The 16,037-nt window shown below is 35.5% G+C and carries 13 protein-coding genes; 7 read left to right on the top strand and 6 right to left on the bottom strand.

Annotated features, from left to right (window positions below; genetic code table 11):
• The first annotated feature begins 153 nt into the window (after window positions 1–153).
• Window positions 154–1,359 carry a bifunctional 3,4-dihydroxy-2-butanone-4-phosphate synthase/GTP cyclohydrolase II gene (locus tag AC3QLY_RS09190; protein WP_074419216.1) on the top strand — a complete coding sequence of 402 codons (1,206 nt, stop codon included), beginning with the start codon at window positions 154–156 and terminating at the stop codon, window positions 1,357–1,359.
• Between the two features lie 46 nt (window positions 1,360–1,405).
• On the opposite strand, the gene AC3QLY_RS09195 is transcribed toward AC3QLY_RS09190, so the two are convergent.
• From AC3QLY_RS09195 to AC3QLY_RS09215, 5 genes are all read right to left on the bottom strand, one after another.
• The gene (locus AC3QLY_RS09195; RefSeq protein WP_074419215.1) at window positions 1,406–2,386 is read right to left on the bottom strand and encodes a PhoH family protein; all 981 of its coding nucleotides are present in this window, start codon (window positions 2,384–2,386) and stop codon (window positions 1,406–1,408) included.
• Window positions 2,387–2,650: 264 nt separating this feature from the next.
• On the bottom strand, window positions 2,651–3,322 hold the full coding sequence (locus AC3QLY_RS09200) for a MarC family protein (protein ID WP_074419214.1): 672 nt from the start codon (window positions 3,320–3,322) through the stop codon (window positions 2,651–2,653).
• Window positions 3,323–3,355: 33 nt separating this feature from the next.
• Window positions 3,356–3,805: a DUF1003 domain-containing protein gene (locus tag AC3QLY_RS09205; RefSeq protein WP_075051630.1), complete on the bottom strand. Its 450-nt coding sequence runs from the start codon at window positions 3,803–3,805 to the stop codon at window positions 3,356–3,358.
• A 40-nt stretch (window positions 3,806–3,845) separates the two neighbouring features.
• Window positions 3,846–4,496: a ribulose-phosphate 3-epimerase gene (gene rpe / locus AC3QLY_RS09210; protein WP_075051631.1), complete on the bottom strand. Its 651-nt coding sequence runs from the start codon at window positions 4,494–4,496 to the stop codon at window positions 3,846–3,848.
• Between the two features lie 51 nt (window positions 4,497–4,547).
• Window positions 4,548–5,372 (bottom strand): tetratricopeptide repeat protein, encoded by an 825-nt coding sequence (locus AC3QLY_RS09215; protein ID WP_074419211.1) that lies wholly within the window; start codon window positions 5,370–5,372, stop codon window positions 4,548–4,550.
• 243 nt (window positions 5,373–5,615) lie between these two features.
• Here AC3QLY_RS09215 and AC3QLY_RS09220 point away from each other — a divergent pair, with 243 nt between their 5' ends.
• The 5 genes from AC3QLY_RS09220 to AC3QLY_RS09240 all read left to right on the top strand — a co-directional run bounded on the left by AC3QLY_RS09220 (window position 5,616) and on the right by AC3QLY_RS09240 (window position 11,822).
• Complete coding sequence (locus AC3QLY_RS09220; RefSeq protein ID WP_074419210.1) at window positions 5,616–6,086, top strand: hypothetical protein; 471 nt, start codon at window positions 5,616–5,618, stop codon at window positions 6,084–6,086.
• 251 nt (window positions 6,087–6,337) lie between these two features.
• A complete protein-coding gene (locus tag AC3QLY_RS09225; RefSeq protein ID WP_074419209.1) occupies window positions 6,338–7,495 on the top strand; it encodes a homogentisate 1,2-dioxygenase in 1,158 nt (385 codons plus the stop codon).
• Between the two features lie 211 nt (window positions 7,496–7,706).
• Window positions 7,707–8,111, top strand: a complete 405-nt coding sequence (locus AC3QLY_RS09230; protein WP_074419208.1) for a hypothetical protein — start codon at window positions 7,707–7,709, stop codon at window positions 8,109–8,111.
• A 136-nt stretch (window positions 8,112–8,247) separates the two neighbouring features.
• Entirely contained in the window at window positions 8,248–10,743 is a 2,496-nt protein-coding gene (locus AC3QLY_RS09235) for a M14 family metallopeptidase (RefSeq protein ID WP_492989693.1), read from the top strand.
• A gap of 113 nt (window positions 10,744–10,856) precedes the next feature.
• Window positions 10,857–11,822 (top strand): YitT family protein, encoded by a 966-nt coding sequence (locus AC3QLY_RS09240; RefSeq protein ID WP_074419206.1) that lies wholly within the window; start codon window positions 10,857–10,859, stop codon window positions 11,820–11,822.
• Between the two features lie 466 nt (window positions 11,823–12,288).
• On the opposite strand, the gene AC3QLY_RS09245 is transcribed toward AC3QLY_RS09240, so the two are convergent.
• Window positions 12,289–13,302, bottom strand: coding sequence for an endonuclease/exonuclease/phosphatase family protein (locus AC3QLY_RS09245; RefSeq protein ID WP_074419205.1), 1,014 nt, complete (start codon window positions 13,300–13,302; stop codon window positions 12,289–12,291).
• 176 nt (window positions 13,303–13,478) lie between these two features.
• Here AC3QLY_RS09245 and AC3QLY_RS09250 point away from each other — a divergent pair, with 176 nt between their 5' ends.
• Window positions 13,479–16,037 carry a TonB-dependent receptor gene (locus AC3QLY_RS09250; protein ID WP_074419967.1) on the top strand — a complete coding sequence of 853 codons (2,559 nt, stop codon included), beginning with the start codon at window positions 13,479–13,481 and terminating at the stop codon, window positions 16,035–16,037.

Below are 16,037 nucleotides of genomic sequence, written 5' to 3' on the forward strand. Positions count from 1 at the left end.
ATTAAAATATTAACAAATTGTTGCTTTTTATGAACGTTTACCGGTTTTAAGGTGAAATTTGAACTGTTTTAAACACATCCAATGTGCTCGCAGATTTTATATTTTTAAATAAAACAGTACCTAATCTGTACTTTTGTAAGATAATATTGAAACATGTTGCATTCTATCCAAGAAGGAATTGAAGCCATTAAAAATGGCAAATTAGTGATTGTTGTAGATGATGAAGACCGTGAAAATGAAGGAGATTTTATTACTGCTGCACGAAATGTAACACCGGAAATCATCAATTTTATGAGCAAGGAAGGCCGTGGATTGATTTGTGCCCCCATTTCAGAAGCATTGGCCGATAAGCTTCGACTCAATTTAATGGTGAACCAAAATACCGCATTGCACGAAACACCCTTTACCGTGAGTGTTGATTTGCTGGGGCATGGTTGCACCACCGGCATCAGTGCCCATGACAGGGCCAAAACCATTCAGGCTTTAATTGACCCTAATACAAAACCGGATGATTTGGGTAGGCCCGGTCATATTTTTCCGCTGAGAGCGAAGAGAGGTGGCGTTTTGCGCCGTACCGGACATACCGAAGCAACTGTTGATTTGGCACGTTTGGCAGGTTTTGAAGAAGCCGGCGTGCTGGTTGAAATTATGAATGAAGATGGCACTATGGCTCGATTGCCGCAGTTATTAAAAATTGCAAAAAAATTTGATTTGAAAATTATTTCAATTAAAGATTTGATTGAATACAGGCTGCAATCCGATTCATTGATTGAAGAAGTTACCCGGGTAGAAATGCCCACCAAATATGGCTATTTTAAATTGGTGGCTTTTAAAGAAAAAATTTCCGGTGGTGAGCACCTGGCATTAATAAAAGGGGAGTGGAAGCCGGATGAACCCGTTTTAACCCGTGTACACAGCAGTTGTTTTACAGGCGATATTTTAGGCAGTTTTCGTTGCGATTGTGGCGATCAGTTGCACAAAGCTATGCAAATGGTACAGGCTGAAGGTAAAGGCGTTATTTTATACATGAATCAGGAAGGCAGAGGCATTGGGTTGATGAATAAATTAAAAGCTTATCGCTTACAGGAAGAAGGCATGGATACTGTAGAGGCCAATCTGCATCTGGGTTTTGCCATGGATGAGCGTGATTATGGTGTAGGTGCACAAATGTTGCGGGCTTTAGGCGTAACCAAACTTCGTTTAATGAGTAATAACCCCAAGAAAAGAGCAGCATTAAAAGGTTATGGCTTAGAAATTGTTGATATTATTCCCATTGAAATTCCACCCAACCCATTCAATGAAAAATATTTACAAACCAAACGCGACAAAATGGGGCACGAAATTTTGAAAAAGAAATAACTTAAAAAAAAGGTAGCCATTATTCGCTTACCTTTTTTGCATTAATTTATCTTTCTTTTAAAAATGCTTCCTCTTTTTCATATTCCTTTTCATAGGCTTTAATAATGGCTTTTACCAACTTATGCCGTACTACATCTTCTTCCGATAATTCAACATGTGCTATGCCATCAATATTTTGCAAAATGCGTGAAGCTTTATGCAAACCACTGCGTTGATTGCGGGGTAAGTCTATTTGCGTAGGATCGCCGGTAATAATGGCTTTTGCATTGGCACCAATACGTGTTAAAAACATTTTCAACTGCAAATCATTGGTGTTTTGCGCTTCATCTAAAATAATGAAGGCATTGTCTAATGTACGGCCACGCATGTAAGCCAACGGAGCAATCTCAATAGTACGGGTAGTCATATAATATCCCAGTTTATCCGCAGGAATCATATCATCCAAAGCATCATATAAAGGGCGTAAATACGGGTCAATTTTTTCTTTTAAATCGCCGGGTAAAAAACCCAAACTTTCGCCTGCTTCAACAGCAGGCCGGGTAAGAATAATTTTTTTTACCACTTTATTTTTTAAAGCTCTAACCGCTAATGCAACAGCAGTATAAGTTTTACCGGTACCTGCCGGCCCAATGGCAAAAACAATATCATTTTTATCAATAGCCTGTACCATTTTTTTCTGGTTGGCCGTTCTGGCACGTACTGTTTTGCCATTTGGTCCAAAAACTAAAATGTCATTGGGGTGCCGGTCTACAAAATTGTCAACGGTTTCTGCATCATCTCCACCTAATATCTGTTCAAAATAATTTTCACTTAAATGCCCATTCCGTTCTAAGTATTGCAGAATGAGTTCAATTTTTTCTTTGGCTACTTCTATTTGTTCCGGAGCACCACTAATTTTTATTTGAGTACCTCTTGATAAAATTTTTAATAATGGAAATTTCTTTTTTAATAAATCTAATTTGCCGTTGTTAACGCCGAAGAATTCAATGGGATTAACGCTGTTAAGGCTAATAATGGTGTCTGTCAATGTTTATTCGTTTTAGGTTGAATAAAATTATTTATTTCTGTTTGCTGCTTTCTCAAATTTAATTTATTTTATTGATGAAATAACAAACTTGTTTTTGCACATATTGTGGAAAGAATTATTGAAGTTTAAGTATCACGCTTTTAAAAATAACTATAAACCTTTTTTCTTGATTGAATGGTATTGAAAACAGAAAATGCAATGCAATTATTTTTATGTTAACAGCATTCCCCCTATTTCAAACAATTATTGTGTTCAAATGCAAAATTATGCAGGTTTGATGAGGTGTATGATTCCACTGGTGGCAATTTGTAAGCCTACGCAAAAAACTAAAAAGGCACTTAATCTGTTTACAATTTGACCGCCTTTGGCACCCAGTTTTTTGATGAGAATGGGTGTATAAGCGTAGCTCAAAAAAATAAGTACAGCCATTAAAAGCACAGCAAAAAGCAAAGCGCCCAAATTAATAAAATAAGTAGATACTTTTTTGGCATGCCCATGTGCACTTAAGGTTAGCAAAACAGATATAGTTCCTGCACCGGTAGTCATGGGAAATGATAATGGATAAAATAAAATTTTATTGACACTTTCCATATCAGTTTTGGTATCGGGGCTTTTCGTTTCTTCCGATGTTTTGATGTCATTGTCAGAAGATAGCAGTTGCCATCCCATTTTGCAAATTAATATACCGCCTGCTACTTGTACAACCGGAATGGAAATGCCAAATAATTTAAAAATCCAACTCCCGGTAATGGTTGAAACCGCACAAATGATAAAACTATAAGTGGCAATTTTTTTTGCTGCTATTCTTCTTTGTTTTTCTTCCAAATTGTGCAGTAAAGGATCCATTACCAATGCAGTTCCAATAGGATTTACCGGTGGAAATAATGCCACAAATCCAATGAATACAAGATTTAAAAACGATAGTATAAGCTCCATGATGGTTTCGATGCAGTTTGTATTTTTTTACTTTTATTTCGAATCTAATTTCTTCAATATTTCTAAAATCAACTCATTTTGTTTTTCTAAGTGAACCAAAATTGATTCAATTTCAGCCTCAGCTTTTTGGTTAATTCTAAAATCTGTTTCAGCTCTTATTTCTGCATGTATGCCTTGCAGGTTTTGGCCTACCATAATGAGTGGCATCAATAAAATTTGAATCAGGTTTGAAATAAATAACCAAAACACAAAGGCAGGATAAGGATCAAATCTAAGCGACTTTGGTCCAACGGTATTCCACAGTAACCATAAGGCCGACCAGGTAAAAATGATAATGAAAAACCCCATACTGCCTACTCTGATGGTAATCCATAAGGCTAATTTATTTAATGAGGTAAGATGTTCTTTGTAAGCAACATTCACATTTACTACCGGACTAGTTGTGTGTTGTGAATGATTGCTTTCTTTATTATACTCGTTCATATATTTACAAGTTCAGGGTTACATTATTATTGGTAAACTATTATACCACCATTTTAAATTGTTCTATTGTAGCATCAGGGTGCTGGGTATTGAAGATAGCGCTTCCAGCCACCAAAACATTGGCGCCGCTTTGTATAACAGCTGCTGCATTTTTTAATGTAATGCCACCGTCTACTTCAATTAAAACTTCCGGAGCAACTTTGTTTAGTAACTTTCTTAATTCTTTTATTTTGTGTAAACTATTAGGAATAAAAGATTGTCCGCCAAAACCGGGATTTACACTCATTATTAAAACCATATCAATATCCGAAAGAATATTTTCTAACATGCAAATTGGGGTGTGTGGATTTAGAGCAACACCTGCTTTTAAACCTGCATCTTTTATTTGTTGAATATTACGGTGTAAATGCGGGCAGGCTTCTACATGAACCGTTATACTATCTGCACCGGCTTTTTTAAAATCATCAATATATTTTTCAGGTTCCACAATCATTAAATGTACATCCAATATTTTTGAAGTAGCCTTTTTAATGGCGTTTACTACCGGAATACCAAAACTAATATTGGGTACAAAGCGGCCATCCATAATATCTAAATGAAACCAGTCTGCTTTACTTTCATTCAGCATAGTACAGGTTTGTTGTAGTTGCAAGAAATTGGCAGCTAAAATTGAAGGGGCTATAATTGGCATAGTACAATGTTGTTTATGTGTTGAGCAATTAAATTTTCTTTTTGCAGTTGCCTAATGCTTTTCTAATCTTTTAATGGCAGTGGCAGCTTCATGTAGGGTAGGATCTAAAGTAAGGGATGTTTGGTAATTTTTTATGGCATCGTTTGTTTGTTGCAGGGCCTCATAGCATTTGGCCTGCCAGTAATAAGCGTCAGGATAAGTATTGTTTACATTCGATGCCATATGAAAAATTTTTAAGGCGATGGCATAATCTTTTTGATCATAATAAATAAATCCTTTTTCTAAATATGCCTCCATGTATGCGAAGTTTTGATTAATGCATTGATCAAATGCCTGCAGTGCCTTATTCTTTTGTCCTGTTCGAGCATAATAAACGCCGGTTATAAATAAGCAATTAGCATTTGTTTCGCGGCCTAATCTTAATTCAGCTATTTGATTACATAGTTTCAGGGCTTCTTTATTCTTTTTTTCTGCGTATAAATTTGCCAATGAAAGCAAAGCATCTGGTGCAGGATATATTTCAGTTGCGTGCCTGTAGGCATCTATGGCAGCAGCGGTATCTTCTGCATTTTCAGATAAACGTCCTTTACGGTACCAAAGGCCGTAATTGAATTCATCTTTTGCAATGAGTGAATCTAACTCCATTATTGCCGGTTTAAATAAGTTCAAGCTGTCATAAGCATCAATCAATTTCAAACGAATACCTACACTATCCGGATGTGTGGCAATTGCTGTTTTTAAATTTTTAATATAGGGTGTTAGTACTATTGTTTGATTGCTGTCTGTTTTAGCCTGCTTTTCTGAGTTGCGGTTGGTACATCCTGCCATTAATAATACAATCAGGATGCTTGATATTATAGCGGGCAATATTTTCATGAAGCACTATTTACTTTGTTAAAATAATCATTATTTGTTAAATGAAAAAACGTTTTGTTATTCTTTTCCTGTATTGTACAAAAGTACAAGTGCCTGCGCATAAAAAATGTTATAAAAATCAGTGTAAGCCGTTGAATGCCAAGTTCTGTTGTTTATAAGAAAATATTACTACTTATCGGTTGTTTTGTAATTGAAAGTTATATCTTCGGGCAGTATATTTTTTAAATCTTCAATATTTTAAATATGAGTGCTTTGGATAGTTTTCTGCTTGTTTTACACAGCTGGTTACGCTGGATTATTTTAATTCTGTTAATAGTTGGCATTATTAACAGCATTGCCAAAATGCAAAAACCTTTGAGCAGCGTGGCCAAAAAAATGAATTTATGGCTAATGATTGCCGCACACATTACTTTATTAATTGGGTTATATCAATATTTTTTTGGTCCCAAAGGCTTCGTTTTTTTTAGAACAATGGGTGCTGCAACGGTTATGAAAGATGCAGTACTACGTTTTTGGGCGGTGGAACATATTACAGGGATGATAATTGCCATTATATTGATTACTCTTACCCGCGGGATAGCCAAAAAGGAAGCAGAACCTTCAAAAAAGAACAAAAAACTACTGTTATTCTATGTGTTGGCCCTTGTTATTATTCTATCTTCTATACCCTGGCCCGGTCGTTTTGGCGATGTTCCATTGTTCAGAGGTTTTTAATTTCAATTTCATTCACTCCAATCCATTTTATTATTATAAGAGGCTTCGGCCTCTTTTGTTTTTGTATCTTTGAGTGAATACGATTGCCTTATGCCTTATTGCAGGAATATTCTTTACTGGATAGATAAGCGTGGCTGGAAATATGTTTTCCTGCATTCTATGTTGGCACTTTCAACGTGCCCCGTGGCTTTTATTAAACAAACCAGCATAGCTAATGGTTTTGCATATTCTATCACAATAAAATCAACACAATGCCATATTATATTCAAAGAGGGAATATCCCGCCTAAACGACATACCCAGTTTAAAAAATCTGATGGATCATTATATTCAGAACAATTATTTTCTACTGAAGGCTTTAGTAACGATTATACCCTGCTGTATCATTATCACCCGCCCACTCAAATAATAAAAACAGATGCTGCTGTAAATGTTACACCGGTAATAGCCGAAGAAAAAATGCTGCATCACCGGTGTTTTGAAACATTTAATATAAAACCGGTGCCCGATTTTTTGGAGAGCCGTAAACCTTTACTGGTAAATCGTGATTGCATGGTAACTGTAGCTGCCCCGGAAAAAAGTATGGAAAACTATTTTTATAAAAATGCAGATGCAGATGAGCTGCTTTTTATTCATGAAGGAAATGGTATTCTACATACGCAATATGGAGATCTTTATTTTCAGTATGGTGATTATATTGTTATACCCAGAGGAACCATTTACCAAATTAGTTTTCAAAACAACAGTAACAGATTACTGATAGTGGAATCTTTTAGCCCCATTCGTTTCCCCAAAAAATATGTGAGTAAAAATGGCCAGTTGTTAGAACATTCTCCTTATACAGAACGCGATTTAAAAGTACCTGAATTTAAAGAGCCCGTTGATGCTAAAGGCGATTTTTTGATTCAAACAAAAAAACAAGGCATGCTGTATGGTGTTCATTATGCACATCACCCGTTTGATGTGATAGGGTGGGATGGCTGTTGCTATCCCTATATTTTAAGTATTCACGATTTTGAACCCATCACTGGCAGGGTACACCAACCCCCTCCCATTCATTTAACATTTGAAGCCAATAATTTTGTGATTTGTAGTTTTGTGCCCCGGTTATATGATTATCATCCACTCGCAATTCCGGCACCTTATAATCACAGTAATATTGATAGTGATGAAGTTTTGTATTATGTAGATGGTGATTTTATGAGCCGTAAAAATGTTAGCAGAGGAATGATTACTTTACATCCTGCAGGAATACCACATGGTCCACATCCTGGAGCAGTTGAAAAAAGTATCGGTAAAAAAGAAACACGGGAACTGGCGGTAATGGTTGATACTTTTCATCCACTGCAGCTCACAGAAACAGCTATTAATATTGAAAATAAAGGCTATGTAATGAGTTGGGCAGAATAAAATTTACAGAAAAAAGCCTGCCCGGATGGTAAGGCGTTGATAAAGTTTGTTTGTTTGTTTCGGATGAAAGATTTGTGTTGCAATCTTTATTCAAACTGCCTTGCAGCGAAATTTGGCACTAAAAAACATTATTGCAATTACAAATGAGCCAAATTAGTCTGTTTTTTGTCCGAATAATTTTTTTATATTCATGTTCTAAAAATTTGCCAATATGATACCATTCAACGATCTTAAAATAGGTGATTATGTAAAATGCACCTTTGAAGGAAAACAATGGGAAGGGGAAGTAACCGACCTTAACCATGATGAAAAACAGGTATGTGTAGCAACTGAAGTACAGGAATTTTGGTATGAACCTGATGATTTAGAACCCCTGCCACTGAATGATGAACAATTACAAAAACTACATTTTAAAAAAGAAGTTCAGGCAGATGGTTCCATAAAATATAGTAAGGGTGCTTTTAGAATGTTAATACCCGGTGAAGGCGATTTTTCAGGTTTAGATATGTGGTACAGAGAAGATAGAAGATATCATCCCAACGTTCATTACATCCATCAATTGCAAAACCATTATGCAGATATGACTAAAATTCATTTAACAACTGCACCCATGTAACAGTAGTTGTAATTTTTCCTTTCATCAAAAACAAGAGCAGTCTTTTGGACTGCTTTTTTTCTTTACCTATATTCACAACTTTAACTGCATAATCGGCAGTAGATTAAATTATTGAAGCTTATAAATAATTGATTGTATGAGAAAATGGCTTATGTTATTTGTTTTGCTTTTGGTGTCAGGAAGTTTAATGGCACAAAACACCATTACCAGTCCTGAAGAATTTTTGGGTTATCCTATTGGAAGCCGCTTTACCAGGCACCATCAAATTGTAGATTATTTTAAACTTATTGCAAAAGAACGGCCAGATTGGGTAACCATTCAACCTTATGGTACAACCAACGAAGGCAGGGAATTAATGGTTGCCATCATTGCCAATCCGGAAAATCATAAGCAACTGGAAGAAATCCGAAAAAATAATTTACGCTTAACCGGTTTATTGCAGGATATTGTGGCACCCGTATCCAATAATGTGCCCCCCATTGTGTGGTTAAGTTATAATGTGCATGGTAATGAAGCCGCATCAAGCGAAGCTGCTATGCTAACTTTATATACTTTATTGAAACCCGATAATAAAGATGCCCAGGAATGGTTACAACATGAAGTCATTATCATGGATCCCTGTATTAATCCCGATGGTCGCGACCGTTACATTAATTGGTATAATAGCGTAGTTGGCGTAAATATGAATGTGGATGTGCAGTCAAGAGAGCATGCAGAACCCTGGCCTGGTGGCAGAACCAATCACTATAATTTTGATTTAAACCGCGATTGGGCATGGCAAACACAAATTGAAACACAACAACGCCTGAATTTATACCAGCAATGGATGCCGGAAGTACATGTTGATTATCATGAACAGGGTTTTAATGAACCTTACTATTTTGCACCGGCTGCAGAACCTTATCATGAAGTAATTACAAAATGGCAGAGGGATTTTCAGGTATTGATAGGTAAAAACAATGCATCTTATTTTGATAAAAATGGATGGCTATATTTTACCAAAGAGCGCTTCGATTTATTTTACCCATCTTATGGTGATACTTATCCATTATACAATGGCGCAATAGGAATGACGTTTGAGCAGGGTGGTATACGTGCAGGCCTTGGTGTAATTAATGATGATGGTGATACACTTACACTTCGCGACAGGGTAATGCATCATTTTACAACCGGTATCTCAACAGTTCAGGTATCTGCACTCCAACATCAGCAATTAATAGATAATTTTAAGAAATACTACGAGAATAATAACAATGCTGCCAATAGTGTATACAAAACCTATGTTGTTAGCAGTAATGATCTCAATAAAATCAATGCAGTAAAAAAATTACTCGATAATAATCGAATTGAATATGGTGTGATGGAAGGAAACTACAAAGGCTATCATTATGTTAACAATGCTGTGGAAGATGTAAAATTGCAGAAATATCAATTAGCGGTATCCATGTACCAGCCTAAAAGTAGTTTGGCAAGGGTTTTATTTGAACCGAAATCAAAATTTTCAGACAGTGCTACTTACGATATTACTGCCTGGAGTATTCCCTATACTTTTGGGTTAGATGCTTACGCTATCAATGAAAAGATAACTTTAAAGCAATTTCCTGGTGCAGTAAATGTTGCCAATGTTGTTGCAAGTGATTATGGCTATATTATTCCCTATCAATCATTTAATGCTGCAAAATTGCTGGCATACTTAATAAAAAACAAAGTGAAAGTACGGGTAACTGCCAAACCAATTACCTACAATAATATTACTTATCCCGATGGAACGCTATTGGTTTTAAAAACCAGTAACGATAACGTAAACTGGGTATCGTTAGTTCAGTCGGCTGCAACTTTGTATAATATTACACCCGTTCCCGTAAACACCGGATTAATGCAGAAGGGGCCTGATTTTGGAAGTCCTGATATTCAGGTTATTCATGCACCTAAAGTAGCTTTAATAACTGGTGAACAAAGTTCTGCAACCGATGCAGGCGAAGTATGGAATTATTTTGATAAAGCATTGCAATATCCGCTTACCTTATTAAATGCTGTTGATTTGTACCGTTTGAATTTAAGTGCTTATACCGTTATCATCATACCGGATGGATATTATAGGGTATTGAATGATAAAGCTGTATCAGAAAAATTAAAAAATTTTGTACAAAGCGGCGGTAAGTTAATTACCCTGCAAAATGCTACCGCAATTGTTGGAACCAATTTATTTGGCCTAAAATTAAAAAGGCAAAAAACAGACGACACCATTTCAGTAAATAAATTACCTGTTTATGATCAGCAAGACAGAGATCGTTTATCTTTTTCCATTCCCGGCAGTATTTATAGTGTTCAGTTAGATAATACCAACCCATTGGCGTATGGTTACGATAAAGTTTATTATACATTAAAACAAAATGATCAGGTATACGAATATGTTAACAATGGATGGAATGTAGGAACAATTGCAGATAACAATTATGTGGCCGGTTTTGTAGGTAACCAGTTAAAAGATAAAATTAAAAATGGCGTATTGTTTGGCACACAACCTGTAGGAAAAGGCATTTATGTATTTATGGCTGATGATCCAATTTTCAGAATGTTTTGGGAAAATGGAAAATTGATGTTTGCCAATGCTGTTTTCATGGTTAATTAATTATTATAATATATTTTTTATGAAATACCCGAATTTATCTGGCATTTTTGTTGGGTTTCATTCTTAAATTATACCCGATTTTTCGCTTAAATTTTGTATATTGTTCATAAAAAATGAATCCACTTTGGTCGCAATTTATTTATCATCAAATTTTAAAAAAGAAAAGCTTTTTTATAAACAAAGACGATTCCAGTTATAAAAAAGCCAAAGGATTCCGTTTTTTCAAGCTGCTTTTCTTTCGATTGATAAAAGATGTGGCATTGATGTTGGGTGGAATTTTTTCAGCAGCCTTTGGATTAAAAGGCTTTTTATTACCCAATAAGTTTATTGATGGTGGTGTAACCGGTATTTCATTATTGATGGCCGCACTTACCCATTTGCCCATTTATGTTTATATTATTCTAATCAACATACCTTTTATTTTAATGGCATTTAAAGTTATCAATCGGGCATTTGCCATTAAAACTACTTTCGCAATTACAGGTTTGGCCATGTGTTTGGCATTTATTCAGTTTCCGGTAATTACAAAAGATCATTTGTTGGTAGCAGTATTTGGCGGATTTTTTTTGGGCGCCGGTATCGGACTTTCTGTTCGGGGGGGTGCAGTAATTGATGGTACCGAAATTTTGGCTATTTTTTTAAGTAAAAAATTACGAACTACCATTGGGGATATAATTGTTGTAATTAATGTAATCATATTTTGTGCTGCAGCGTATTTACTTTCTATTGAAGCAGCTATGTATTCACTCATTACTTATTTGGCAGCTTCTAAAACCTTAGATTTTATTGTAGAAGGTATTGATGAATACATTGGTGTTACCATTATTTCGCCTTATCATGAAACTATCCGGCAAATGATTATTCATAAAATGGGAAGAGGCGTAACGGTGTATAACGGTAAACGCGGATTTGGCAAAAATGGCGAAACCAAAGAAGTAGATATCATTTATACAGTAGTAACCCGTTTGGAGTTGAATAAATTAAGTGCAGAAATTGAACGGGTAGATTCAAATGCATTTGTTGTAATGAGCAGTGTAAAAGACACCAAAGGTGGAATGATTAAAAAAAGAGGATTATAGACGATTGTAAATCAAAGCTTTGAATTAGATTTTTGATCTAATGTTTTAAAGTGTTATGCTATTAAAATCTGTTTTCGTTTGAAACTCATTGCCTAATAGTGTTTCAGTAAACTCTGTATAACTAATGGCTGTTGAGCCAAGTTTATTGAAACATATGCTCAGTAAGTTTTTCAGAGCTTAATAGCACAACGCGTTAATATTTTAAAACATGCATATGCTGCCGAAGCTATTATTGAACGCTCTTCCGAGCATAGTTATGTAAATCTTATTTTGAAAGATAACGGACAGGGATTTGATACCTCAAAAAAACCAAAGGAATTGGCCTAAGAAATATTGCGAACCGGCTTTTGCTGCACAATGGTAAATTGTTAATTGAATCTTCTCCGGGAAATGGCTGTACATTAAAAGTCAGTATTTTTATTGGCAATGAATTTGATCATGTTATCTAATTTCATTGTACCTTCAATCAGAACGATTTCAATAAACTGAGATAAACCGGGTAGTGGTCACTATAACCATTTCTGAATTGATATCCATCCCATGAACGCATTGGATATCCTTTATACTTGCCAATATTTTCGGTTAAAAAAGAAGCATTATAAATACCACTTCTATAATAAAAAAAACCTTTCTGTTTTTTATCTAACCATTCCTGCGACAAAATAATCTGATCAAAAAGCGCCCAGGCATCCTGAAAAGCAAGTGTGCCAATGCCTTTCATATAAAGCGCATGAAATGGGTTATACAAATTATTGGCAATGGCTTTTTCTTTTGCGCCTAAAATCTGATAAATACTTTTGTTGGATGGATTGTCGTTGAAGTCGCCCATGATGATAATTTTTCTTCCTATCTCAATTTGTTTAATGCTGTCTATATGCCGTTTTAATACATTCGCAGCATACATTCTTGCCGGTTCACTGGCATTGGTTCCTCCATATCTGGATGGCCAGTGGTTGATGTATATGTCAATGAGTTCTCCGTCCAGAAATCCTTCCACCCATAAAATATCTCTGGTATATCTGCTTGTTTTACTTCCTTCCGGTAAAATTACCTGAATGGCTTTGCTTTGAATGACTTTGAAATAGGAGGGTTGGTAGAGCAGGGCAACATCAATTCCTCTGGCATCTCTGCTGTCATAATGCACAAACGAGTAGTTGGCAGTTCTCAACCTGGAATGGTTGACGATATCGTTTAGTACCCAATCATTTTCTATTTCTGCCAGCCCAATGAATGCAGGCAAATTGCTGCCAATACTGGCCAATGTCTGAACAATGTTATTTAATTTACTGGTATATATAGTACCGGAATATTTTCTTGCTCCTGTTGGGGTAAACTCCTCATCTCTGTATAACGGGTTTTGAATCGTATCATATAAATTTTCTGTATTATAAAAAATAATGGTAGCTGATTTGAAAATGGATTTTTGTTGGCTATTTGCAAGCAGGCATGTTACAAGAAATAGTGAGAATATTGGTTTCATTTCACAGAGGATTATGCTTAAAAAATAAAAATATTAAAAAATAGTTAAAGTAATTAAAAAATTTATTAAATTTAATTTTTTAGATGGCAATTGTTCTGTTTTGGTGTGAGCGGATTGATGCCGGATAGTGCGTTAGGTAAGTGGGTAAAACTGCTTTGCTTAAATACAATATCTATATGCATTATGTTTTTCTCTTTTTTTGTCTGGGTGGCTTTAGTATGCTCATGGCCCAGCCGGTTACAGATACATCAAAAAATACGGAAAGTGTTTACTGGCAGCAACTTCGCCAACAAACTGCTGATGAAATGGCGTTGGTAGTATTAGAAGATGCTACATTGGATGGTGAAAATAATCAACAGTATGCATCTTTACTTTCAGCCGGAAGAGATGCATTTTACAATGCTGCAGCTTTCAATTGGAATATAGCTCGTTTTAAAATGCGTGGCTATTCTAAATCTTTATTTACTACTTATTTAAATGGAGTGCCACTCGAGGATCTGGCTAATGGCAATACGTTGGTGAATTTATGGATGGGGTTAACAGGCGTATTTAAATCACGTGAAATGGTAATAGGGTTACAACCCAATCAATTTTCTTTCGGCAATCTGGGTAATGTCATCAATATTCATATTGCACCCATTCAGCAACAACGACAAAATATTTTAAACTACAGCGTTGCCAATAAAAATTATTCCCATCGCTTCAATTATGCGCATTACAGTGGCCAGTTAAAAAAGGGATGGTCATTTATATACAGCACTGCATGGCAATGGGCAAAAGAATCTTATGTTCCAGGTACTTATACCAATTATTTATCACTCTTTTTTGCTGCCAATAAAATCATTTCATCTAAACATTTGCTCACATTTAGTTTTTTAGGGTCTTCTGCAATAAATGGTCAGGCTGCAGCCACAACTTTAGAAGCTATGCAATTGGCAGGTAATCGTTATTATAATCCCAATTGGGGATATCAGAATAACCGGAAGCGCAATGCAGCTGAATATCGAAATATACAACCACTAATTGTATCGAATTATCAATGGAGGATTGATCAGCAAAGCACTTTTAATTTGGGGGCATTAGTTAGTATAGGGCTACAAAAAAGCAGAGGTTTAGATTGGCACAATGCACCTGACCCTCGTCCCGATTATTATCGGTATTTACCCTCTTTTCAAACAGATCCGGATTTACAAATGCAGGTAAAAAAACGATTGGAAAATGAACCGAATTTATTGCAACTGAATTGGGAAAATTTTTATGAAATTAACCAAAATAGTAAAGAAACCATTGCCAATGTAAATGGTATAAATGGCAATAATATTAACGGGTTAAGAAGTCGTTATATATTAAGAGATAATAATGTACTGAATACTTTTTTTGTACTTTCTCCTGTATTACATAAAAACTATTCAGGAAACTGGCAGCTCACTGCCGGAGGCACTGTTCAATATCAGCAAAGCCATTATTTTCAAACGGTAAACGATTTATTAGGGGGCGATTTTTTTGTGAATTGGAATCAGTTTGCTGACCAGAATCTGGTTGCGAATACAAATGCTTTACAAAATGATATATTGCATCCTAACCGGTTGGTAAAGAAAGGCGAAAAATATGGATACGATTTTCAAATGAATATCTGGAAGGCTTCCCGTTTTTTTCAGATTTCCAAACAATTCAGACACTTTGATTTTTTTGCTGCCGAGGCATTGAGTTATACCGGTTTTCAACGATTAGGTTTAGTTAAAAATGGTCTGTTCCCCCAAAGCTCTTATGGCCATTCTACAACAAATACTTTTCTCAATTATGCATTTAAATCGGGGATTACTTACAAATTAAATGGTAAAAATTACTTCAGTTTAAATATGGCCTGGCTTTCAATGCCACCTTATTATTCAGATGTATTTCTATCACCCCGAACAAGAGCTGCTACTCAGGACAATATTACCAGCACAAAATATGCAGCATATGAATTAAACTATCATTTAAATACTTCATTCATTAAATTACGTATTACCGGCTATTTAACCACAATTCAAGATGCATTAAAAATTTATACATTTTATGATGATGGTGTAAAGGGTTTTGTGAATGATGCTTTAAGTAATATTAACCAGATGAATGCGGGTATAGAATTGGGTGCTGAATTGAGATGGAATGACAAGCTACAATTTGCAGGCGCTTTTACTTTGGCCAATAACCGCTATACCAACAGGCCTCAGGCCATCGTAACTTTCGACAATTCTTCTGAAATCATTCAAAAAGAAACCGTTTATATTAAAAATTTTAAAGTGCCCGGATCGCCGCAACAGGCTGTGAATATAGCAGCAACATACCGGCCTACCCGCAAGGGTTTTATAACAGTATCCGGTAATTATATGGCTGATAACTGGCTTAATTTAAATCGGGTTAGAAGAACCGAAAGGGCAGTGCAGGGCTTAGATACAAAAAGTAATGCGTTCAATGCTATTATTCGTCCCGAAAAATTACCCGATTATTTTGTTGTGAATTTGTTTACGGGTTACCAGTTTGTAATGCCTGCAATTCAATCAAAAATAAAATCAAACCATTTGTTTGTGAGTTTAGGTATTACCAATTTGCTCAATAACAAAGCAATGGTTGCCGGTGGGTATGAACAAATGCGATTTGATTTTGCCACACAAAATCCGGAAAAATTTCCTCCAAAATATTATTATGCTTATGGCATACAATATTTTTTGAGTACTAGTTTAAAATTTTAA

The organism is Hydrotalea sp. GW822-HT8A01 (genome assembly GCF_058798575.1).